We start from the raw sequence: 20,666 nt of genomic DNA, 5'->3' as shown, positions 1-20,666 counted from the left end.
GCTTACGCCGCTCCCACAGCTCCCCAACCCTGCAGCTACCATCTCGGGCCTGTGCCCTGACACGCAGGCGTCATCTGCGGTAAAACGTAAGGGTTCTCCGCCCAGCCCCCTTTACCGCAATGTCCAATCCAACCGATGCCGATCTCAACGCCCTGGCTGCCGCGCTCGGCGAGCGCTTGCAGCAGGCCTCGCTACAGCTGGTAACCGCGGAAAGCTGCAGTGGCGGCTGGATCGCCAAGAGCATGACCGATATCGCCGGCTCCTCTGCGTTCTTTGACTGCGGCATGGTGGTCTACAGCTACGAAGCCAAGCAGCGCCTGCTTGGCGTCCGCGCGCAGACCCTGGAGCAGTTCGGTGCGGTCAGCCGCGAGACTGTGCTGGAAATGGTTGCCGGTGCATTGATCAACTCCGGCGCTGGCATCGCAGTGGCGGTGACCGGCATTGCCGGCCCTGGCGGCGGAAGCCCGGACAAGCCGGTTGGCAGCGTCTGGATAGGCTGGAAGCGGCGCGGCGGCTATGCGCGCGCGCAGTTGTTCCAGTTCGATGGCGACCGCGATGCGGTACGCAGGCAAACCGTGGACGCCGCATTGCGCGGCATCGGCGAGCATCTATGACATGCTGGCGCGGCCAGCAACCGGGATAAGTCGTGATGTGGGAGACACTGGGCACGGTCCGTGATCTGGGCCGCTTGCAGGAAATAGCAGCGGTTCTGATCCGCTATGGTTTCGGCGACGTGGTGCGCAGGACCGGGCTGGCCTCGGTGCTGGAGCGGGCGGGCCGGCTGGTGCGCTGGAACGATAGCCAGCAGATGCTGCGGATGACCGCACCGGTGCGTGTGCGCAGTGCGATGCAGGAACTGGGGCCGACGTTCGTCAAGCTTGGCCAGGTGCTGGCCACGCGCGTGGACCTGTTGCCGCCGGAATGGATCGCCGAGCTGTCCGAGCTGCAGAACGCGGTGCCTGCATTGCCTTATGCCGCCATCCGCGAGCAGCTGGAGGCTGATCTCGGCGCACCGCCAGCGCAGGTGTTCGCCTTCCTCGATGAAACCCCGATGGCCGCTGCCTCGTTGGCGCAGGCACATCGCGCGCGCTTGCACGATGGCCGCGAAGTGGTGTTGAAAATACGTCGGCCGGGCATCCGTGATGTGGTTGAAGCCGATCTGCGCCTGCTGGCGCGGCTGGCTGAAATCGTTGAGGCACGCTTGCCGGATCTGCGTCGCTATCGGCCAGCGGAAGTGGTACAGCAGTTCACCACATCGCTGCGCAGCGAGATGGATTTCGCTGCCGAATGCCGCAATTCCGAACGCATCGCGCGCAACTTCGACGGCCGCGACGACATCCTGATCCCCGCCGTGCATTGGCAGTGGACCTGCGAAAGCCTCAACGTGCAGGACTTCGTTGATGGCATTCCTGGGCGCAAGTTGGATGCAGTGGACGACGCTGGCCTGGACCGCGCAGCGCTGGCCCGTCGCGGCGCGCAGATCGTGCTGAAAATGGTGCTGGAAGACGGCTATTTCCATGCCGACCCGCATCCAGGGAACATCTTCTACATGCGCGACGGGCGCATCGGCGTGATCGACTTCGGCATGGTCGGTGCGCTGTCCGAAGCGCGCCGCTTCCAGGTCGCGCAGTTGCTGCACGGGCTGGTCGAGCAGGAACCGCAGGCAGTCGCCGACGTGTTGCTGGACTGGGCCGGCGGCGTGGAGGTCGACGAAGGTCGTCTGCAACAGGACATCAGCCAGTTCGTCGATCAATACCGTGGTGTGCCGCTGAAAGACCTGCGCATTGGTCTGATGCTCGGCGACATCACTCAATTGCTGCGCAGCTACAGCCTGACCTTGCCTGCCGACCTGGCATTGATGATCAAGGCCTTCCTCACTCTGGAAGGCATGGGCCGGCAGCTGGACCCCGACTTCGATATGGCCAGTGCCGCGCGTCCGTTCCTGGAGCAGGTGGTGCTGCAGCGTTATGCGCCCAGGGCGCTGCTCAAACGCGGCCGCCGCAGCCTGCTGGGAATGTTGGATCTCGCCGGCGAACTGCCGCGTGATCTGCGCCGGCTGGTGCAGGCCGCGCGCCGCGGGCAGCTGAAATTGCGGGTGGAAACCACGGCCTTGCAGGGCTTCGGTGATCAGGTGAATCGCGCCGCCAACCGACTGGTGGTTGGCGTGATCACCGCTGCCTTGATCATTGGCTCGTCGATCGTGATGCACAGCGTAGGCGGGCTTTCCAGTCGCTGGTTCCTGGCGCTGGGGCTGTGCGGCTTCGTGGGCGCTGGCATCTGCGGGGTGTGGATATTGTTTTCGATCTGGCGCAGCGGGCGCCATCACTGATCTTCGCCGAGGGGCTTGCAGATCTTTTTGTTAGTAGTAATACTACTAACCATGAACCTCACCGACACCCAGCAGGCCATCCTCGACTTGATCGCTGAGCGCATCGAGGCCGAGGGCATGCCGCCATCACAGACCGAGATCGCCCGTGCCTTTGGTTTCAAGGGTGTGCGTTCGGCCCAATATCACCTGGATGCATTGGAGGCGGCTGGCGCCATCGAGCGCGTCCCCGGCCGTGCGCGTGGCATCCGCCTGGTACGCCAGGAAGGCGAGGGCGACGTCGATTCGCAAGCGCCTGCGCAGGCCGCCAATGACGATGTGCTGCGCCTGCCGATCCTCGGCCGGGTCGCTGCCGGTCTACCAATTGGCGCGGACATTGGTTCGGACGACTACGTGGTGCTGGACAAGGTGTTCTTCTCGCCGGCACCGGATTACCTGCTGAAAGTGCAGGGCGATTCGATGATCGACGAAGGCATTTTCAATGGCGACCTGATCGGTGTGCACCGCACCCGCGATGCGACCTCCGGGCAGATCGTGGTAGCGCGTATCGACGACGAGATCACGGTCAAGCTGCTGAAGATCGCCAAGGACCGGATCCGCCTGCTACCGCGCAACCCCGACTACGCGCCGATCGAAGTCCTGCCCGACCAGGATTTCTCCATCGAGGGGCTGTATTGCGGCCTGCTGAGGCCAAACCGCTGAAACGTACAGGTCCCAGGCTCGCGGATTTGAATCCTGCAGAGCCCGGATCTGCGCATTTCGCAGCCATAACTGACTGTTTTCCTTACGTAGGGCGGGTGTTTGGGCTGCTGTCGGTATCCTTGTCGGCCAAATAATTTTGTCGTCTCGGCTGCAGTCTCAGCCTATGCGATACGACACCTCTACAGTGGACCCCATGACGAAATCAACGAAATCAACCCCGAGGACGAACGCGATGGACGAGAACAAGAAGCGCGCGCTTACTGCTGCACTGAGTCAGATCGAGAAGCAGTTCGGCAAAGGCTCGGTGATGCGTATGGGCGACCGCGTTGTCGAGCCCGTCGAGATCATCCCCACGGGCTCGTTGATGCTGGATATCGCGCTGGGCATTGGCGGTCTGCCCAAGGGCCGTGTGGTCGAGATCTACGGTCCGGAATCCTCGGGCAAGACCACCCTGACCCTGCAGGCCATTGCCGAATGCCAGAAGCTGGGCGGCACCGCTGCCTTCATTGACGCCGAGCATGCACTGGACCCGATCTACGCCGCCAAGCTGGGCGTCAATGTCGACGACCTGCTGCTGTCGCAGCCGGACACCGGCGAGCAGGCGCTGGAAATCGCCGACATGCTGGTGCGTTCGGGTTCGGTGGATATCGTGGTGGTCGACTCGGTCGCCGCGCTGACCCCGCGTGCTGAAATCGAAGGCGAAATGGGCGATCAGCTGCCTGGCCTGCAGGCCCGTCTGATGAGCCAGGCGCTGCGCAAGCTGACCGGCAACATCAAGCGCTCCAATACGCTGGTGATCTTCATCAACCAGTTGCGTATGAAGATCGGCGTGATGATGCCGGGCCAGAGCCCGGAGACCACTACCGGTGGCAACGCGCTGAAGTTCTACGCCTCGGTGCGCCTGGACATCCGCCGTATCGGTGCGATCAAGAAGGGCGACGAGATCATCGGCAACCAGACCAAGATCAAGGTGGTCAAGAACAAGTTGGCGCCTCCGTTCAAGCAGGTCATCACCGAAATCCTCTATGGCGAAGGCATCTCCCGCGAAGGCGAGCTGATCGACATGGGTGTGGATGCCAAGCTGGTTGACAAGGCCGGTGCTTGGTACAGCTACGGTGAGGAGCGCATCGGCCAGGGCAAGGACAACGCCCGCGGCTATCTGCGTGACAACCCGCAGGTTGCAGCTCGCCTTGAGGCCGAGTTGCGCGAGAAATTCCAGCCCACCGAAGCGGCGCGCGAAGAAGGCGACGACGAAGACGGCGAGGAGTGATTTTCCCGCGGGAGCGGGTGGCGCATCGTCAGTGACGTCGCCCGCTCCTGCGGCATTTTGTCCATGAAGACCCTGTGCCAGGGATGGGGCGGGGTTGGGTATTGCCGGGGCTGGCCTTTTGGAGCCGGGCTCGCCGGAGTCAAGGCGGGCGGGGTTGAGCCTGATCGAGACTAGCTTGGCTGAAACTGGCCTGGCTGAAACGAACCTGGCTGAAACGAACGTGGTGGCGTGATGACCGAGATGGATGATCAGCCAGAGGGCAAAACCAAGCGCGGTCGCCAGCAGACACCGCTACAGCGCGCACTGGGCCTGCTGGTCAGGCGCGAGCATTCGCGCAAGGAGCTCGGTCGCAAGCTCAAATCACGCGGCGTGGATCCCGATGCGGTCGATGCGGCGGTAGCCAAGTTGGCTGAAGAGGGCTGGCAGGATGACACCCGTTTTGCCCAGTCGCTGGTCCGCAACCGCGCAGCTAGCGGTTATGGGCCGCTGCATATCCGCGCGGAGCTGGGCACGCACGGGCTGGACAGCGAGCAGATCGAGGCCGCCATGGCCTCGTTTGAAGGCGATTGGACTGAAAATGCGCGCGAGCTGGTGTGCCGCCGTTTTGGTGCCAGTGGCCCCGAAGATCTGGCGCAGCGGCGCAAAGCCGCGGATCTATTGGCCCGGCGTGGCTTTGACGGCAACTGCATCCGCCAGGCCAGCCGCTACGATCCAGAGGACTGAACAGGACTGGGCGGGCTGGGCCTGATACCCTTTCAGGGTTTCGGTTGTCCCGAATTCCCGCGCCTGTACAGGTTGCCGGGACCCGCTTGCCAGCTTACCGCCAGTCCCCATGAATACACCTGCCAAATTTACGACCTCCCAGATCCGCGCTGACTTCCTCGAATTCTTCCAGGGCAAAGGCCACACCATCGTGCCGTCGGCACCCTTGGTGCCGGGCAACGACCCAACCCTGCTGTTCACCAACTCGGGCATGGTCCAGTTCAAGGACGTGTTCCTGGGCGCGGAGAAGCGCAGCTACGTGCGCGCGGCCGACGTACAGCGCTGCCTGCGTGCCGGTGGCAAGCACAACGATCTGGACCAGGTCGGCTACACCGCCCGCCACCACACCTTCTTCGAAATGCTGGGCAACTGGTCGTTCGGCGATTACTTCAAGAAGGACGCCATTGCCTGGGCATGGGAGCTGCTGACCCAGGTCTGGAAGCTGCCCGCCGATCGCCTGCTGGTCACCGTTTACCAGACCGATGACGAGGCCTACGCGCTGTGGCGCGACATGATCGGCATCCCGGAGTCGCGCATCGTACGCATCGGCGACAACAAGGGTGCGCCGTTCGCATCTGACAACTTCTGGCAGATGGCCGATACCGGTCCCTGCGGTCCCTGCACCGAGATCTTCTATGACCACGGCGACCACATCGCCGGTGGCCCGCCGGGCTCGCCGGATGAAGATGGCGACCGCTTCATCGAAATCTGGAACCTGGTGTTCATGCAGTTCGACCGTCAGCCAGACGGCTCGCTGCAGCCGCTGCCAGCACCGTGCGTGGATACCGGCATGGGCCTGGAGCGCCTGGCGGCAATCCTGCAGCACGTGCATACCAACTACGAGATCGACCTGTTCCAGGCGTTGATCCGCAAGGCGTCCGAGCTGACCGGCATGGCCGACCTGGAGAACAAGTCGTTGCGGGTGATCGCTGATCACATCCGTGCCTGCTCGTTCCTGATCGTCGATGGCGTGCTGCCGTCCAACGAAGGCCGCGGTTACGTCCTGCGCCGCATCATCCGCCGCGCCCTGCGCCATGGCTGGATGCTGGGCGTGCGCCAGCCGTTCTTCAACAAGCTGGTGCCGACGCTGATCGAACAGATGGGCGAGGCCTACCCGGAACTGCCGGCGCAGGCCGACACCGTCGTGCGCGCACTGCATGCCGAAGAAGAGCGTTTCGCTGAAACCCTCGATTCGGGCATGAAGATTTTCGATGACGTCGCTGCCAAGGTCAGTGATGGCATCATTCCCGGCGTGGATGCGTTCCGTCTGTACGACACCTACGGCTTCCCGGTCGACCTGACTGCCGACATCGCCCGCGAGCGTGGCATGACGGTGGACATGGCCGGCTTTGACGCCTCGATGGAGCACCAGCGCGAAACCGCGCGTGCGGCTGGCAAGTTCGGTGGCGGCGTGACGCTTTCCGCTGAGCTCGTTGCCGGCCTCAGCCCAACCGTATTCCTCGGCTACGACCGCCTGCAGGCTGATGGCTTGAAGGTTGTCGCGCTGATCAAGGATGGCCGTCCGGTCGATGCCGTGCAGGCTGGCGATGATGTCATCGTGTTCACCGCGCAGACCCCGTTCTACGCCGAGTCCGGTGGCCAGGTTGGTGATACCGGCGTGCTGTCGGCCAACGGCGTCAAGCTGGCGGTCAGTGACACGCAGAAGTTTGCTGGCCAGTTCCACGGCCATGTCGGCAAGCTGGAGCAGGGCGCGCTGAAGGTTGGCGACGTGCTGGCCGGTGCGGTCGACGCCGCGCGCCGCAGCGCCACCATCCTCAATCACTCCGCCACTCACCTGTTGCACGCCGCCCTGCGCGAAGTGCTGGGTACCCACGTGCAGCAGAAGGGCTCGCTGGTGGCGCCGGATCGTCTGCGCTTCGACTTCTCGCACTTCCAGCCGATCACTGCTGAGGAACTGGCGGTCATCGAGCGCAAGGTCAACGAGCAGGTGCGTGCCAACAACGCTGCCGAAGTGCACAACATGGGCATGCAGGAAGCGCTGGATTTCGGTGCCATGGCGCTTTTCGGTGAGAAGTACGGCGAGAACGTGCGCGTGCTGAAGATGGGCGAGTACTCCACCGAGCTATGCGGTGGTACCCACGTTTCGCGTACCGGCGACATCGGCCTGTTCAAGATCACCTCCGAAGGCGGTGTGTCCTCGGGCGTGCGTCGTATCGAGGCGGTGACCGGGCAGGGTGCGCTGGACTATGTGGCTGACGAGGAGGCGCGCCTGCACGAAGCTGCGCAGCTGCTCGGCGGCAGTGCTGGCGACGTGGTCGACAAGATCCGCCAGCTGGGTGAGCGCCAGAAGAAGCTGGAGCGCGAGCTGGAGGCCCTCAAGGCCAAGGTCGCCTCAGGCGCTACTGCGGATCTCGGCAGCTCGGCCGTTGATGTGGCCGGTGTGAAGGTTCTGGCGGTGCGCCTGGAAGGCTTCGATGCCAAGGCCCTGCGCGATGCAATGGATCGCCTGAAGCAGCAGCTGGGCGACGCCATCATCGTGCTGGCAGGCGTACAGGACGGCAAGGCAGCGCTGGTTGCCGGCGTCAGCGGCGCTGCGCTGGGCAAGGTCAAGGCGGGCGAGCTGTTGGCGCACGTTGCGGCCCAGATCGGCGGCAAGGGTGGCGGGCGTCCGGACATGGCCCAGGGCGGCGGTGAGGACGGTCCCAGGCTGGTGCAGGCCCTTGAGGGCGTGCTGGCATGGGTCAAGCCGCATCTGGCCTGAATGTGACAAGTCGCGCACCTTGAAGCTGTTCGCGCCCTGACGGTAACATTGGGAGTCTTTTCCCCTTTGTCGTGGGGCGCATAGCTCGAAGCGCGCCAATGCCGGTGGGAAACCCACCGGTTCCATGGAGATTTACACAATGTTGATCCTGACTCGCCGAGTAGGCGAAACCTTGATGATCGGCGACTCGGTCAGCGTGACCGTGCTCGGCGTCAAGGGCAACCAGGTACGTATCGGTATCACCGCGCCGAAGGATGTTGCTGTCCATCGTGAGGAGATTTTCCAGCGTATCCAGCGTGGCGATGAGCCCGCGACTCCCGGAAGTGAAGAAACTTCCGAATAAGGGGTTTACCTTTCACCCCGTTTAACGTTATTCTTCGCGCCCCGCTTAGGAATACACGCAGCGGGGCAAGAGAAACGGAGTGATGCCCGAGTGGCTGAAGGGGCTCCCCTGCTAAGGGAGTATAGGGTTAAAAGCTCTATCGAGGGTTCGAATCCCTCTCACTCCGCCAGTTTCAAAAAGGCCCCTTTATCGGGGCTTTTTTGTGTCTGTAGTTTTTCATTTGCGGTCTCTTTGAGTTTCTCTTTCGATATGGTCGCGGGCGGACGTTGTGTTGCGCGGGATGGTCGTGTGCGACTGTTGAGCGCAGTCGCGCTGTGCAGAGGTTTTCACTGTAGAGCCGAGCCATGCTCGGCTGGGGCTTTCCCGGCGTGGCTTCTGTCGGGCGCGGCTCGGCCGGGGCTTTCCTGGTAAGGCCTCTGCCGAGCATGGCTCGGCACTACAGTGCCTGCGCTCCTGCACCGCTGATGCGCGCTGAAGAGCCTGTGGGGCGCGGTGGTGCTGCACGATGGGGTGCTGCTGTAGGGTAGAGCCATGCTCGACTGGAGCTTTCCCGGTAAGGCCTCTGCCGAGCATGGCTCGGCACTACAGGGCTTGCGTGAGGCGCTGTGGGAGTGGTGTAAGCCGCGAAGCTGGTGTTCGGCCGGGCTGTGAGTGTGTTGCGGCGTGCGTCGTTCCTGCTTCGCTGGTCCAGGCTGAAAGCAGGCTGCTCGGTGCTGTGAGGGCGCCGGGAGGTTGCCGAGCCATGGTCGGCACGGGCGTTGTCGAGAAGGCCTCTGCCGAGCATGGCTCGGCACTGCACTCCGGTTGTCTGGAATGCTGCAAAAAACACGCATAAAAAAACAGCAGGCAATGCCTGCTGTTTTTAGTATTGGTGCGCTCGGAGAGATTCGAACTCCCGACCACCTGGTTCGTAGCCAGGTACTCTATCCAACTGAGCTACGAGCGCTCAACATTGCTGTTGTAGTTTGAAGCGGTGCAGATTAACTCTGCGTTCTGACATGGTGCGCTCGGAGAGATTCGAACTCCCGACCACCTGGTTCGTAGCCAGGTACTCTATCCAACTGAGCTACGAGCGCGTCGTTGCCAGGAGCGAGATTATGCGGATTTGAGATGTTTGCGTCAACGCTTTTGTGAAAATTTCTTAATCTTCGGGATGAATCAGTGCCGAAGCCACGTTGTGCGGTGATTTCATCCAATCAAAGTGGTCCGCGCGTGCGCCCAGGTCACGCGATGACAAGACTTTCAAACTGCGTGCCGACGCTGGGAGCTTGGCCAGCAGCTGTTGCATCGAGCTGACCGGCGCCAGCCAATCGCTGTCCAGCACCACGGCACATGTCGCTGCGGTGATGCCGCGCATGCCAGCTTCAAGATCTGCGGCCACTCCCTGCGCCGCGTAGTGGTTGCTCAGGCCTACGCGCGCCCAGTCGCGTATCAATCCGCGCGCCTCCGTGCCGCCGAAACCAACGCGGCGACCGGGCAGCGTGCCATTGCGCTGTGCAAGCCAAGGCAGGAAGCGATACGCCAAGGGCAGCAACCAGCGACGCGGAGCCGGAAAACTGCGCCACCAGGGCGTGCCGCTTGCGACCAGCCACAATGCGTCGAGTTCGGCATCGCGCAGGCCGGCGTAACAGCAGCTGAGCTGACCGCCGAGGCTGTGTCCGCCCAACCGGAACGGCAGGCCGGGCAGTAGTTCATGCACGGCCGCTTCGGCGGCTGGCAGATCGAGCTGCAGCAGTTCCTTGTAGCCCCAGTCGTGGCTGCGGTCCGGGCGCAGGTTGCTGCTGCCATTGCCGCGCCATTCGTGCAGGAAGACAGCAATGCCGCGGGCAGCGAGGGCCTCGGCGAACAGTTGGTAATGGCGCGCTGCAACGCCCAGCGCCGGCAGCCATAGCAGGCAGGCCCGGGGCCGGGCCGGCAGGTAGGCCAGCAGTACGAAGCTGTGGCCATCGCTACTGGTGACTGGAGCCGCCGTTGTGTTGAAAGGCAAGGGGCTCGTACTCATGCCGAAGGTGCCGCGCCGAAGTGATCCAGCACCATCACCTCGCTGCGGCCCGGGTGATAGCCGCCCTGCAGGCCGCGCGCAACGTAATCGATGGCGGCTTCGCAGGCGTTGGCCAGTGATAACCCGCAACACAGTTGCGCAGTGATGGCCGAAGCCAAGGTGCAACCGGTGCCGTGGGCATCCACCGGCAGCCGGGTGTGGCTGAATTCTTCGCGGCTGACACCATCGAAGTACCGATCGATGACACGACTGCCTTCCAGCAGGTGGCCGCCTTTGAGCAGGACCGCGCCGGCACCCATTTCGATCAACGCGGCAGCTGCATCTTCGGCCTCGTCGCCATTGCCGATGCGGCGGCCAAGCAGGAGTTCGGCTTCAGGTGTGTTGGGTGTCAGCAGGGTGGCCAGTGGCAGCAGGCGTTCGCGCATCGCGCGCAGGGCGCTGTCTTCGAGCAGCTTGGCGCCGCTGGTGGCGACCATTACCGGATCAAGCACGATATGGGTGGGGCAGCGTTGTTCGAGGACATCGGCGACCAGGTGGATCACCTCGGCATTGGCCAGCATGCCGAGTTTGACCGCATGGATGTCGAAATCTTCGAAGCAGGCGTCCAGCTGCGCCTGCAGGAAATCCAGTGGCGGCACGTGCACGGCGATGACGCCGCGGGTGTGCTGCGCGGTGAGCGCGGCGATTGCCGACAGGCCATGCACGCGGTGGGCGGCAAAGGCCTTGAGGTCGGCTTGGATGCCGGCACCGCCGCCGGAATCGGAGCCGGCGATGGTGAGGGCGGAAACGGGCGTGGAGGGACTCATCTGCCGATTGTGCAGGGTTTGTTCGGCGCCTGCTTCAGGCTTGCCGGCGAAGCGTCCATTGCCGGTACAGCACATAGCCCAGGCCGCTCAGTCCGGTCAGTACAGCGGGAACAAGCAGTGCGTCGTACTGCCAGCGCGTGAACAGCCAGGCGCCGAGTATGCCGCCGGCCAGGAAGCCGCCGATGATCAGGCCGCTCAAGGTCAGCCGGTGCATCGGTACCGGCCGGCCGCGCAGCAGGTGGCCCAGGCCGATGCCCAGGTCGGTGAACATGCCGCTCAGGTGGGTGGTACGCACCACCGCGCCGCTGAAGGTGGTGGCCAGTGCGTTCTGCAGCCCGCAGGCCATGGCCGCAGCCAGCGCGCCCCAGACCTGTTGTTGCTTGAACAACGGAATCGCCAGCAGCAGCAAGGCCGATTCCAACGCCAGTGCAACGCCGTAACGGCGCCCAAGTTGCAGGGTACTGTCCTGGATGATAAGCCCGCTGAGCACGGCCCCGAGGGCAAACGCGATCAGCAGGCCCCACAAATGGCCGACCGAGCGCCAGTCGGCATGCGCAAGGGCAATGCCGAGCTGGCTGGTGCTGCCGGTGACATGGCTGACCGCCTGGTGTTCAAAGCCCAGGAAGCCAACAGCGTTGACCATGCCGGCCACGCAGGACAGTGCAATGGCACCTATCCAGACCCAGGTGGGCAGGCGGACCTTCATGCCGACGCCGGATCAGGGCTTGGACAGCGCGCCGTTGCGCTCGATGCTGGAGAACGTGCCGGCCTGTGGGTCGTATACCGCACCCCAGAACTGCGCGCCGCCATCGCAGACGCGGATCGCTTCGCGGGCCGGGTTGATGTCGCTGTGGTCGGGCAGGGTGAAGGCGTTGATGTAGATCAGGCGCTTGCCGTTGGACTCGAAGCCCACGTACTGCCGGCCGGATAAAGCCGGCTCGGCAATGCTGGGTTGCAGCTGCGCCAACTGGCTTTCCAGCGCGTCGATGTCGGCGCGGCTGGGGGCCCAGTAGCCGGTGACTTCACCGGCATGTTTGGCGGGGCTGTCGCGCGAGCAGGTGTCCAGCACCTGCGCGGCGACCACGGGGCGGGTAACGACCCAGGACTGTCCGGTCTTGACTGCCGTCGGCACGCTGCCGGGGCGCGTGTTCGACGGCGTGCAGGCTGCCAAAGCAAGTGTTGCTGCAGCCAACAGGGACAGTGTGTGCAGATGTTTCACAGAACCTCCGAAGCGTAATCGGCCAGACGCGAGCGTTCGCCCCGGCGCAGTGTGATGTGTGCACTGTGCGGCCAATTCTTGAAACGGTCCACCGCATAGGTGAGGCCGGAGGTGGTTTCGGTGAGGTAGGGCGTGTCGATCTGCTCGACGTTGCCCAGGCAGACGATCTTGGTGCCGGGGCCAGCGCGGGTGATCAAGGTCTTCATCTGCTTCGGGGTGAGGTTCTGTGCCTCGTCCAGAATCAGGTAGCGCGACAGGAAGGTGCGGCCGCGCATGAAGTTCATCGAGCGGATCTTGATCCGGCTGGCCAGCAGATCATTGGTGGCGGCACGGCCCCAGGCACCGCCGTCCTGGTTGTGGGTGAGCACTTCCAGGTTGTCGGTGAGCGCCCCCATCCATGGCGTCATCTTTTCTTCTTCGGTGCCGGGCAGGAAGCCGATGTCCTCGCCCACGCTTACCGTGGCGCGGGTCATGATGATCTCGCGGTAGCGCTGCGTGTCCATGGTCTGCGCCAAGCCGGCGGCCAGGGCCAGCAGGGTCTTGCCGGTGCCGGCGGTGCCGAGCAGGGTGACGAAGTCGATCTCCGGGTCCATCAGCGCATTGAGGGCGAAGTTCTGCTCGCGGTTGCGTGCGGTGATGCCCCACACCGAATGCGAGCCGTGGCGGAAGTCGTTGACCACCGACAAGGTGACGCGGCCATCGCCCTCGACCTTGCTGACCTTGAGTTCTACTTCGTCATCGCCGGCCAGGTAGGCGTACTGGTTGGGATGCCAGTCTTCGTCGTCGGCGGCTTGGATCTCGTAGCTGGTGCGGCCCTTGTCGCTCCAGCTGCGCAGGCTTTCGCTGTGCTTCTTCCAGAAATCTTCCGGCAGCACGGTGGCGCCGGTGTAGAGCAGGCTGAAATCGTCCAGCGCGCGGTCGTTCTCGTAATCTTCCGAGTCGATGCCGGCAATGGCCGCCTTGATCCGCAGATTGATGTCCTTGGAGATGAACACCACCGGGGTTTCCGGGTGTTCTTCCTTCAATGCCAGGATCGCGCCGAGGATGGCGTTGTCCGGGATCACCTTGCCAAAGCTCTTGCCAGCCTCGAAGTGGCTGGTCTGGAAGTAGAGGTTGCCGGCGCTCTGTGCGCCGCGCAGCTGCAGGCCCTTGGGTCGTGCCAGCGGCACGCCGTTCTGTACGCTGCCAATGCCGGCCTGTTCGATCAGCTCGTTGAGGAAGCGGCTCACCTGGCGGGCATTACGGCTCGCTTCGGTGGTGCCCTTCTTGCCGTTGTCCAGCTCCTCGATCACCTGCATGGGCAGGTAGACATCATGTTCCTCGAATTTGAACAGCGCGGTTGGATCGTGCATCAGCACGTTGGTATCCAGTACGTAGATGCGCTTGCCTCGGGTCATCGTCGATTCCTGGTGGCGGGACAGGGTCACGCCATCGCACCTGCAGGGCAGGGCGATGACGTGGGTTGGAACGGGATGTGGGTCACTTGGTTTGAGCGGCCTTCAGTGCTTCAAGCACGGCATCGGCATGGCCGGCGACTTTGACCTTGCGCCATTCCTGCACGAGCTGGCTGTCAGGAGAGATCAGGAAGGTACTGCGTTCGATGCCACGCACCTGCTTGCCGTACATGTTCTTCATCTTGATCACGTCGAAGGCGCTGCACAGCGCTTCATCGCTGTCGCTGATCAACGGGAACTTGAAACCCTGCTTGGCGCAGAAGTTGTCGTGCGACTTCACAGAGTCGCGGGAGATGCCGAACACCTGTGCACCGGCGCGCTTGAACTTGGGCAGCAGGGCGTTGAAGTCCAGGCCTTCGGTGGTGCAGCCGGGGGTGCTGTCCTTCGGGTAGAAGTACAACACCAGCCACTGGCCGGCGAGTTCGCCGAGGCTGCTGGTGGTGCCGCCGGACAGGGCCAGTGGCAGTGCTAGGGTGTTTCGGTCCAGGGTGTCGCCGATGTTCATCAGATCCTTTCCGGAGCCTGGGGGTATTCGATTGCAATTACATGAAACGCAGCGCGCCTGTGATGGGCGCGCGAATTTCAGAACTTCATCGGGTCCATGATCGCGTCCAGGTTGAGGTGGTCGCAGAACTCGAGGAAGTCGTCGCGCAGGGCGGCGATGTGCATGTTGGACGGTACGCCAATGGTGATCTGCGCGGAGAACATTTCCGCGCCGGTCTGCATGGCCTGGTAACGGGTGCTCTGCAGGTTCTCGATGGTGATGCCCTGGCGGTCAAAGAAATCGGCCAGCTGGAACAGGATGCCGGGCTTGTCGGCGGCAACGACTTCGACGATGTACGGCAGCAGGTTGGACTGCGCCTGCTTGGCGGCAGTGCGGTACCACACCAGTTTGAGGCTTTCTTCGCGCTCAAGCCGGGTCAGCATGGCTTCGAGCTTGGCGACGGCGTCCCAGGAGCCGGTGGCCAGAGTGGTCACCGAGACATCGCGGCCTACCGTGGACAGACGGGCATCGACCAGGTTGCAGCCGCTGTCGGCGATTCGACGGGTGACGGACAGCAGGGGGGACTCCGGATGCGTCGTATAGGCGTTGATCAGGAGGTGGTTTTCGGTCGGCAGCGGCCGCGGCGTGGTGTCGGTCAAGGTGGTTCCGGGTGCTAGATGAGTCTGAACAACACCGTTTGGGGGCTGTTCGCTGGTGTCCAGCATACTTGCCCGTGCTTTCGACCGGCAAGTAACATGCTTTCGGTCACGAACCCGCCGCTCGGCGGGCTTCTTTACCCCCACGAAGAGCGACTGACCCTTTGTCCATATCTGGTCTCATCACCGCGCTGGCGACGCCTTTCAAGGCTGATGGCGCACTCGATCCCGACGCCTGGCAGCGCCTGCTGGCCCTGCAGCTCAAGGCCGGGGTGCAAGGTGTCGTGGTAGCTGGCTCCACCGGCGAAGCCTCGACCCTGTCCGACGATGAATACGATGGCCTGCTGCGCAGCGCCCTTGCCGTGTTTGGCGGCAAGGTGCCGGTGCTGGCTGGCACCGGTCTGTCCGGCACGGCCAGGACCATTGCCCTGACCAAACGCGCGGCCGCCAATGGCGCTACCCATGCGTTGGTGGTCACTCCGCCCTATGTGCGTCCCACCCAGGAGGGCCTGCGCCAGCATTATCTGGCCGTAGCCGAGCAGGGCGGTTTGCCGGTGGTGCTGTACAACGTGCCCGGGCGCACCGGCTGCGACCTGCTGCCGGAGACCGTCGCCGAGTTGGCCGGGCATCCGAATATCATCGGCATCAAGGAAGCGGTGGCTGACACCACCCGCCTGAAGGCGCTGCTGGAACTGCGCAGCGACAGCTTCAGCATCCTCAGTGGTGACGACGGCACGGCCGCCCGTTCCATGCTGTCCGGTGCCGATGGTCTGGTTTCGGTCGGCTCCAATGTGTTGCCGGGCGCTTACCGCACCATGTGCGATCTGGCCCGCGCTGGTCAGCACGAGGCAGCCGAGGCCTGGGATGCCCGCCTTGAGCCGTACCACGATTTTTGCGGTGTCGAGTCCAACCCCATTCCGGTCAAGGCGCTGTTGCAGCGTATTGGCATCGGTCAGGGGCTGCGCTTGCCGCTGCTTCCGCTTTCTGCGCCTCACCACGCACATGCCGATCATCTGGCCGCTGACGTGGGTGCGTTGGAAGAACTATCCAGCCGCTGATCTGGCGGCCTTTGAACTCTGGAGATTCACCCATGCGTCAAACCTCTACCGTTCGCGTGTTCTCACTGGTGCTGCTGGGCGTGGTCACTGCCGTGGCTACCTCAGGCTGTTTCTTCAAGCGCGGTGCGCGCGGCGACTACGCCCTGGCCCCGGAAGCGCGCCCGCTGGAAGTGCCGCCGGATCTGAACCAGCCCAACACCGCTGGCTCGGCACCGATCCCGGCCCTGGCCTCGGCCATCAAGCCGGCGGCTGCTTCGGCCGCTACCGCAGCTTCGTCGCAGAGCGGTTTCACCGTCAGCGGCAGCCGCGATGAGGTCTTCGGCAAGGTCGGTGATGCACTGGCCGGCGTTGAAGGCGTGACCATCGCCAGCCGTGCACAGCTGCTGGGCTCCTACGATGTGGCCTTCGAAGGCAGCAACTTCCTGGTCCGCGTGGTGGCAGTTGATGCCGGTGCCTACGTCTCGGCAGTGGATCCGCGCGGCATGCCGGCCACCGATGCAGCGGCGACCAAGCTGATCGCAGCGCTGAAGGCCAAGCTGGCTGGCTGATAGGCCGCGGTTCTGCAAGAAAAAAAGGGCGCCTGCGGAAGCAGGCGCCCTTTTCATTGGCTGGCTGTTGGGCTGGCTATGCGGCGGCTCAGCGTTCCAGCAGCTTCAGCTTGTCTGGTTTGCCGTCCCACTCGGCCGCATCGGCCGGGGGGTCCTTGCGTACGGTCAGTACCGGCCAGGCCTTGGCCAGCTCGGCATTGAGCGCGGCATAGCCTTCCTGGCCGGCCGGCACATCGTCCTCGGGGAAGATGGCGTTGACCGGGCATTCGGGTTCGCACAGCGTGCAATCAATGCATTCGTCAGGATCGATCACGAGGAAGTTGGGGCCTTCGTGGAAGCAGTCCACGGGGCAGACTTCGACGCAATCGGTGTGTTTGCACTTGATGCAGTTTTCGGTAACGACAAAAGGCATGGTGGGGTCCGGCTTTGAACCCTGCAATTCTAGATCAGGACGCAGGGGGTGGGCGGGGGCATTCTCATTGGCCTTGGCTGCAGGCGCAAAGAAACGTGCCGGAGCCAGGGCCTTGGGGCGCTGGCAGGTGTACAAAGCAAAAAACCCCGCAGGGCGGGGCTTTTGCTTTCGCAGACGGAGTTGGCGCTCCCTAGGGGACTCGAACCCCTGTTTTAGCCTTGAGAGGGCCACGTCCTAACCACTAGACGAAGGGAGCGTTTGGTCGCGTCTGGCGAGCGCGCTAGTATATGCATCTGGTTGCCACTCGGCAATCCCGAAAACCCAACTGGAAGCGCCAACATCAATTCCATAGTTACAACGCCGTTCACCGTCCGCGTGATCCCGCGCGACCAGCACACCATCTCGCGCCGGGATATCAGCCCCAATGCGCTGCGGGTGCTCTACCGTCTGCGCGAATCCGGCTTCGGCGCCTATCTTGTTGGTGGCGCGGTGCGCGACCTATTAGTAGGTGGACGCCCCAAGGATTTCGACGTGGCCACCGACGCCACGCCGGAGCAGGTCAAGCAGTTGTTCCGCAACTGCCGCCTGATCGGCCGCCGTTTCCGCCTCGCCCACGTGGTGTTTGGCCGCGAGATCATCGAAGTAGCCACGTTCCGCGCCAACAGCGATGACGGCAGCGGCGACCGCGAGGTCGAGAACGGCATGCTGGTCCGTGACAACGTCTACGGCACCATCGAGGACGATGCGGTCCGCCGCGATTTCACCTGCAACGCACTGTATTACGCCATCGAGGATTTCTCGGTGCGCGACTACACCGGCGGCTTTGAAGACGTAATGGCACGCCGGATGAAGCTGATCGGCGACCCGGAGCAGCGCTACCGCGAAGACCCGGTGCGCATGCTGCGCGCGGTGCGATTGGCGGCCAAGCTCAACTTCGAGATCGAAGCGGCTACCGCCGAGCCGATTCCGCGCCTTGCTTCCTTGCTGGGCGAGGCTGCGCCGGCCCGTCTGTTCGAAGAAGTGCTCAAGCTGTTCCTGTCCGGGCATGGCGTGGCCAGCTTTGAAGGCCTGGAGCGTTACGGCCTGCTGGCGGTGCTGTTCCCGGAAAGCGCGGCTGCGCTGAAGAGCAACCGCACCGGCGCGCTGCGTCGCATCCTGATCGAAGGCCTGCGCAATACCGACGAGCGTGTCGCCAACGAGGAGCCGGTGTCGCCGGCCTTCCTGTTCGCGCTGCTGCTGTGGCCGGCCTTCTGCCGCGCGCTGATCGGCCTGCAGAAGCAGGGCCTGGCGCCGGAAGAGGCGCAGCGCCGTGCCGCCGACCGGGTGACCCTGCATCAGCTGAGCACGATTGCCCTGCCGCGGCGCTTCTCGCTGCCGATGCAGGAAATCTGGCTGCTGCAGTCGCGCTTCAGTACCCGCCAGCGCAAGCGCGTGCTGCGCACCTTGAGCCATCCGCGTTTCCGCGCGGCCTTCGATTTCCTGGCCCTGCGTCAGGCCGCTTCCAGCGAGCATCAGGAAGACATCGCGTTCTGGCGCGAGGCCCAGGCCGAGGCCGGGCACGAAGTGGGCGCAGGGCTGGATTCGGTGCATACCGATGGCGAGGCGGAGGAGGGCGCGGCACCGCGTCGTCGTCGCCGTCGTCGTCGTCCTGGCGGTGGCAGCGCGACTGCGGGCGAGTAAGCAGCGATGGTTGTAGCGTGCATCGGGCTGGGCGCGAACCTTGGTGACGCGCCTGCCACCCTGCGTTCGGCGATCGATGTGCTGGCGCAGCTGCCGGGCGTGCAGCTGCTGGCCAGCTCGCGCCTGTATCGCACCCCAGCCTGGGGCAACGAGGCGCAGCCGGACTTCATCAATGCAGCCGTTGCGCTGCAGACCGATCTGCCGGCGCCGCAGCTGCTGGAGCAGTTGCTGGCGATCGAACAGCAGTTCGGGCGGGTGCGCGAGCCGGGCCAGCATTGGGGGCCGAGGCTGCTGGACCTGGACCTGCTGCTCTATGGCCAGCAGGTGATCGACCTGCCACGGCTGCAGGTACCGCACCCCTTCCTGCACCAGCGCGCTTTTGCCCTGTTGCCCTTGGCCGACGTGGCGCCAGAGGCTCTGATTCCGGGCCATGGAACAGTGCGGGACGTATTGGTAGGCATCAATACCTGCGGTATCGACCCGATAGGGGGATAATGGTCGGCTCATAAGCCACCGTTATGACCACATGAGCACACACGCAGATAGCAAGCCTTGGACCGTCCCCGCATTGGCCGAGGCCAAGCGCAATGGCCAGAAGCTGGTCATGTTGACCGCTTACGACGCCGGCTTTGCCCGTGCCTTCGATGCCAATGGCGTGGACCTGATCCTGGTCGGCGATTCACTGGGCATGGTGGTGCAGGGGCATGATTCGACGCTGCCGGTCAGCGTTGACGATGTGGTTTATCACACCCGCGCAGTAGCTGGCGTGCTGGAACGCGCGCTGCTGGTCTCGGACTTGCCGTTTGGTGCCGATGCCACCGCCGAGCGCGCATTGGATGCCTCGCTCAAGCTGCTGCAGGCCGGCGCGGAGATGGTCAAGATCGAAGGTGCCGGCTTCAAGCTGGACATCATCCGTCACCTGGTCGAACGCGAAATTCCGGTCTGCTCGCACCTGGGCCTGACCCCGCAGTCGGTGTTGCGCCTGGGCGGTTACCGCGTGCAAGGCCGTGGCGATGCTGCCAGGCAGTTGCTGGACGACTCCAAGGCCGTGGCCGAGGCCGGTGCCAGCCTGCTGGTGCTGGAATGCGTGCCGACCCCGATTGCCGGCCGCGTCACTGCTGAGATCACCATTCCCACCATTGGTATTGGCGCCGGTCCCGATTGCGACGGACAGGTGCTGGTGCTGCATGACTTCCTCGGTCTGGACAGCGGTCACCGACGTCCCAAGTTCGTCAAGGATTTCCTTGCCGAAGGCGGCTCGGTGGCCGGTGCGGTCCGTGCCTATGCCGACGCCGTGCGCGCCGGCATCTTCCCCGACGCAGAACACGCTTACGCATCATGATCGAAACCGTTACCGAACTTTCCCGGCTGCGCGCCATTGTCAGCGGCTGGAAGCGCGAGGGCCTGCGCGTTGCGCTGGTGCCGACCATGGGCAATCTGCACGCCGGCCACTACTCGCTGGTGAAGCTGGCGCGTGAGCACGCCGACAAGGTGGTCTCCAGCGTCTTCGTCAACCCGACCCAGTTCGGTCCGAACGAGGATTTCACCCGTTACCCGCGCACACCCGAGGCCGACACCAGTGGCCTGGAGAAGGCCGGCTGTGACGTGCTGTGGCTGCCCACGGTGGAATCGATGTACCCGTTTGGCGTGGAGTTGGCTGCCAACGTGCATGTGCCCGGTGTCAGTTCGCTGCTGGAGGGCGCGCACCGCCCGGGGCACTTCGATGGTGTCTGCACGGTGGTGAGTCGTCTGTTCAATCAGGTACAGCCGGATGTGGCCGCCTTTGGGCGCAAGGACTACCAGCAGCTGGCGGTTATCCAGCAGATGGTGGCCGACCTGGCGTTCCCGATCCAGATCGTCGGTGGCGAGATCGTGCGTGAGGCCGATGGCCTGGCGATGAGCTCGCGCAACCAGTACCTGACCGCCGATGTGCGGCCGCAGGCCACGCTGATCCGCAAGGTGCTGCTGGCCGCGCGTGATGCCTACCTGGGCGGTGCCGAGCGTGCCGTGGTGGAACAGCAGGCCGCAGCACAGCTGCAGGCTGCCGGCTACCTGGTGGATTACGCGGTGGTGCGCATGCCCGATCTGAGCGAGCCGGGCGCCAGCCATGAAGGTGCCCGCGTGGCACTGGTGGCGGCGAAGCTGGGTAATACCCGTCTGATCGACAACATTGAGTTCTGAATCCGCGGGTTCTGAATAGGGCAACTGGCGGACTTTGCTTG

The 20,666-nt window shown here is 63.9% G+C and carries 21 protein-coding genes and 4 tRNA genes; 14 read left to right on the top strand and 11 right to left on the bottom strand.

The features are described from left to right. The first annotated feature begins 119 nt into the window (after nt 1-119). From ACVOLV_RS06670 to ACVOLV_RS06635, 8 genes are all read left to right on the top strand, one after another. Nucleotides 120-614, top strand: coding sequence for a CinA family protein (locus ACVOLV_RS06670; RefSeq protein ID WP_303749675.1), 495 nt, complete (start codon nt 120-122; stop codon nt 612-614). 35 nt (nt 615-649) lie between these two features. Further along, complete coding sequence (ubiB, locus tag ACVOLV_RS06665) at nt 650-2,329, top strand: 2-polyprenylphenol 6-hydroxylase (protein WP_481553701.1); 1,680 nt, start codon at nt 650-652, stop codon at nt 2,327-2,329. 51 nt (nt 2,330-2,380) lie between these two features. Then, nucleotides 2,381-3,028 carry a transcriptional repressor LexA gene (gene lexA, locus ACVOLV_RS06660; protein WP_481553700.1) on the top strand — a complete coding sequence of 216 codons (648 nt, stop codon included), beginning with the start codon at nt 2,381-2,383 and terminating at the stop codon, nt 3,026-3,028. Between the two features lie 232 nt (nt 3,029-3,260). Continuing rightward, nucleotides 3,261-4,298, top strand: a complete 1,038-nt coding sequence (recA, locus tag ACVOLV_RS06655) for a recombinase RecA (protein ID WP_282271203.1) — start codon at nt 3,261-3,263, stop codon at nt 4,296-4,298. 240 nt (nt 4,299-4,538) lie between these two features. After that, the gene (recX, locus tag ACVOLV_RS06650) at nt 4,539-5,021 is read left to right on the top strand and encodes a recombination regulator RecX (protein WP_481553703.1); all 483 of its coding nucleotides are present in this window, start codon (nt 4,539-4,541) and stop codon (nt 5,019-5,021) included. Between the two features lie 109 nt (nt 5,022-5,130). After that, nucleotides 5,131-7,782 (top strand): alanine--tRNA ligase, encoded by a 2,652-nt coding sequence (gene alaS / locus ACVOLV_RS06645; protein WP_481553699.1) that lies wholly within the window; start codon nt 5,131-5,133, stop codon nt 7,780-7,782. Between the two features lie 139 nt (nt 7,783-7,921). After that, nucleotides 7,922-8,125, top strand: a complete 204-nt coding sequence (csrA, locus tag ACVOLV_RS06640; RefSeq protein WP_057628248.1) for a carbon storage regulator CsrA — start codon at nt 7,922-7,924, stop codon at nt 8,123-8,125. 76 nt (nt 8,126-8,201) lie between these two features. Next, a tRNA-Ser gene (locus tag ACVOLV_RS06635) sits at nt 8,202-8,294 on the top strand. Nucleotides 8,295-8,994: 700 nt separating this feature from the next. Here ACVOLV_RS06635 and ACVOLV_RS06630 read toward each other — a convergent pair. The 9 genes from ACVOLV_RS06630 to ACVOLV_RS06590 all read right to left on the bottom strand — a co-directional run bounded on the left by ACVOLV_RS06630 (nt 8,995) and on the right by ACVOLV_RS06590 (nt 14,815). Then, nucleotides 8,995-9,071, bottom strand: a tRNA-Arg gene (locus ACVOLV_RS06630). Between the two features lie 53 nt (nt 9,072-9,124). Then, a tRNA-Arg gene (locus ACVOLV_RS06625) sits at nt 9,125-9,201 on the bottom strand. Between the two features lie 65 nt (nt 9,202-9,266). Beyond that, complete coding sequence (locus ACVOLV_RS06620; RefSeq protein WP_481553698.1) at nt 9,267-10,127, bottom strand: alpha/beta hydrolase family protein; 861 nt, start codon at nt 10,125-10,127, stop codon at nt 9,267-9,269. After that, nucleotides 10,124-10,933: a bifunctional hydroxymethylpyrimidine kinase/phosphomethylpyrimidine kinase gene (gene thiD, locus ACVOLV_RS06615; protein WP_481553697.1), complete on the bottom strand. Its 810-nt coding sequence runs from the start codon at nt 10,931-10,933 to the stop codon at nt 10,124-10,126. Before thiD ends, ACVOLV_RS06620 begins: the two co-directional genes overlap by 4 nt. A gap of 34 nt (nt 10,934-10,967) precedes the next feature. Beyond that, entirely contained in the window at nt 10,968-11,639 is a 672-nt protein-coding gene (locus ACVOLV_RS06610; RefSeq protein ID WP_481553696.1) for a YoaK family protein, read from the bottom strand. A 12-nt stretch (nt 11,640-11,651) separates the two neighbouring features. Then, nucleotides 11,652-12,143 carry a hypothetical protein gene (locus tag ACVOLV_RS06605; protein ID WP_481553702.1) on the bottom strand — a complete coding sequence of 164 codons (492 nt, stop codon included), beginning with the start codon at nt 12,141-12,143 and terminating at the stop codon, nt 11,652-11,654. A gap of 5 nt (nt 12,144-12,148) precedes the next feature. Then, on the bottom strand, nt 12,149-13,549 hold the full coding sequence (locus ACVOLV_RS06600) for a PhoH family protein (protein WP_481534948.1): 1,401 nt from the start codon (nt 13,547-13,549) through the stop codon (nt 12,149-12,151). Between the two features lie 82 nt (nt 13,550-13,631). Further along, the gene (locus ACVOLV_RS06595) at nt 13,632-14,111 is read right to left on the bottom strand and encodes a peroxiredoxin (protein WP_481553695.1); all 480 of its coding nucleotides are present in this window, start codon (nt 14,109-14,111) and stop codon (nt 13,632-13,634) included. Between the two features lie 77 nt (nt 14,112-14,188). Beyond that, nucleotides 14,189-14,815 carry a glycine cleavage system transcriptional repressor gene (locus ACVOLV_RS06590; RefSeq protein WP_405051667.1) on the bottom strand — a complete coding sequence of 209 codons (627 nt, stop codon included), beginning with the start codon at nt 14,813-14,815 and terminating at the stop codon, nt 14,189-14,191. Between the two features lie 95 nt (nt 14,816-14,910). Between ACVOLV_RS06590 and dapA the strand changes: the two genes are divergently transcribed. Both dapA and ACVOLV_RS06580 read left to right on the top strand, forming a co-directional pair. Continuing rightward, the gene (gene dapA / locus ACVOLV_RS06585; RefSeq protein ID WP_481553694.1) at nt 14,911-15,804 is read left to right on the top strand and encodes a 4-hydroxy-tetrahydrodipicolinate synthase; all 894 of its coding nucleotides are present in this window, start codon (nt 14,911-14,913) and stop codon (nt 15,802-15,804) included. Between the two features lie 32 nt (nt 15,805-15,836). Further along, nucleotides 15,837-16,352, top strand: a complete 516-nt coding sequence (locus tag ACVOLV_RS06580) for a hypothetical protein (RefSeq protein WP_481553693.1) — start codon at nt 15,837-15,839, stop codon at nt 16,350-16,352. Between the two features lie 88 nt (nt 16,353-16,440). Here the strand turns inward: ACVOLV_RS06580 and fdxA are convergent, their stop codons facing one another. Further along, nucleotides 16,441-16,764, bottom strand: coding sequence for a ferredoxin FdxA (gene fdxA / locus ACVOLV_RS06575; RefSeq protein WP_303750006.1), 324 nt, complete (start codon nt 16,762-16,764; stop codon nt 16,441-16,443). A gap of 181 nt (nt 16,765-16,945) precedes the next feature. Further along, nucleotides 16,946-17,020, bottom strand: a tRNA-Glu gene (locus ACVOLV_RS06570). A 41-nt stretch (nt 17,021-17,061) separates the two neighbouring features. On the opposite strand from ACVOLV_RS06570, the gene pcnB reads away from it, so the two are divergent. Genes pcnB through panC form a run of 4 tightly spaced genes read left to right on the top strand, consistent with a single transcriptional unit; the run spans nt 17,062 to nt 20,625 of the window. After that, complete coding sequence (pcnB, locus tag ACVOLV_RS06565) at nt 17,062-18,444, top strand: polynucleotide adenylyltransferase PcnB (protein ID WP_481553692.1); 1,383 nt, start codon at nt 17,062-17,064, stop codon at nt 18,442-18,444. Between the two features lie 6 nt (nt 18,445-18,450). Beyond that, nucleotides 18,451-18,939 carry a 2-amino-4-hydroxy-6-hydroxymethyldihydropteridine diphosphokinase gene (gene folK / locus ACVOLV_RS06560; RefSeq protein WP_481553691.1) on the top strand — a complete coding sequence of 163 codons (489 nt, stop codon included), beginning with the start codon at nt 18,451-18,453 and terminating at the stop codon, nt 18,937-18,939. Between the two features lie 31 nt (nt 18,940-18,970). Further along, a complete protein-coding gene (panB, locus tag ACVOLV_RS06555; RefSeq protein WP_481553690.1) occupies nt 18,971-19,786 on the top strand; it encodes a 3-methyl-2-oxobutanoate hydroxymethyltransferase in 816 nt (271 codons plus the stop codon). Continuing rightward, complete coding sequence (gene panC / locus ACVOLV_RS06550) at nt 19,783-20,625, top strand: pantoate--beta-alanine ligase (protein ID WP_481553689.1); 843 nt, start codon at nt 19,783-19,785, stop codon at nt 20,623-20,625. Before panB ends, panC begins: the two co-directional genes overlap by 4 nt. The last annotated feature ends 41 nt before the right edge of the window (nt 20,626-20,666 follow it).

Source organism: Stenotrophomonas sp. STEN023, from assembly GCF_056760135.1.
Note: the sequence above shows the minus strand (reverse complement) of the source record. Positions and strands in the feature narration are given on the sequence as shown.

What these genes read in the sequence shown, in the direction of transcription:
- alaS (WP_481553699.1), top strand. Translation starts at nt 5,131, where the DNA reads ATGAATACACCTGCCAAATTTACGACCTCCCAGATCCGCGCTGACTTC.
- csrA (WP_057628248.1), top strand. Translation starts at nt 7,922, where the DNA reads ATGTTGATCCTGACTCGCCGAGTAGGCGAAACCTTGATGATCGGCGAC.
- ACVOLV_RS06620 (WP_481553698.1), bottom strand. Translation starts at nt 10,127, where the DNA reads ATGAGTACGAGCCCCTTGCCTTTCAACACAACGGCGGCTCCAGTCACC.
- ACVOLV_RS06600 (WP_481534948.1), bottom strand. Translation starts at nt 13,549, where the DNA reads ATGACCCGAGGCAAGCGCATCTACGTACTGGATACCAACGTGCTGATG.
- fdxA (WP_303750006.1), bottom strand. Translation starts at nt 16,764, where the DNA reads ATGCCTTTTGTCGTTACCGAAAACTGCATCAAGTGCAAACACACCGAT.
- ACVOLV_RS06590 (WP_405051667.1), bottom strand. Translation starts at nt 14,815, where the DNA reads ATGCTGGACACCAGCGAACAGCCCCCAAACGGTGTTGTTCAGACTCAT.
- ACVOLV_RS06595 (WP_481553695.1), bottom strand. Translation starts at nt 14,111, where the DNA reads ATGAACATCGGCGACACCCTGGACCGAAACACCCTAGCACTGCCACTG.
- ACVOLV_RS06580 (WP_481553693.1), top strand. Translation starts at nt 15,837, where the DNA reads ATGCGTCAAACCTCTACCGTTCGCGTGTTCTCACTGGTGCTGCTGGGC.
- folK (WP_481553691.1), top strand. Translation starts at nt 18,451, where the DNA reads ATGGTTGTAGCGTGCATCGGGCTGGGCGCGAACCTTGGTGACGCGCCT.
- panB (WP_481553690.1), top strand. Translation starts at nt 18,971, where the DNA reads ATGAGCACACACGCAGATAGCAAGCCTTGGACCGTCCCCGCATTGGCC.
- panC (WP_481553689.1), top strand. Translation starts at nt 19,783, where the DNA reads ATGATCGAAACCGTTACCGAACTTTCCCGGCTGCGCGCCATTGTCAGC.
- thiD (WP_481553697.1), bottom strand. Translation starts at nt 10,933, where the DNA reads ATGAGTCCCTCCACGCCCGTTTCCGCCCTCACCATCGCCGGCTCCGAT.
- recA (WP_282271203.1), top strand. Translation starts at nt 3,261, where the DNA reads ATGGACGAGAACAAGAAGCGCGCGCTTACTGCTGCACTGAGTCAGATC.
- recX (WP_481553703.1), top strand. Translation starts at nt 4,539, where the DNA reads ATGGATGATCAGCCAGAGGGCAAAACCAAGCGCGGTCGCCAGCAGACA.
- lexA (WP_481553700.1), top strand. Translation starts at nt 2,381, where the DNA reads ATGAACCTCACCGACACCCAGCAGGCCATCCTCGACTTGATCGCTGAG.
- ACVOLV_RS06610 (WP_481553696.1), bottom strand. Translation starts at nt 11,639, where the DNA reads ATGAAGGTCCGCCTGCCCACCTGGGTCTGGATAGGTGCCATTGCACTG.
- ubiB (WP_481553701.1), top strand. Translation starts at nt 650, where the DNA reads ATGTGGGAGACACTGGGCACGGTCCGTGATCTGGGCCGCTTGCAGGAA.
- ACVOLV_RS06670 (WP_303749675.1), top strand. Translation starts at nt 120, where the DNA reads ATGTCCAATCCAACCGATGCCGATCTCAACGCCCTGGCTGCCGCGCTC.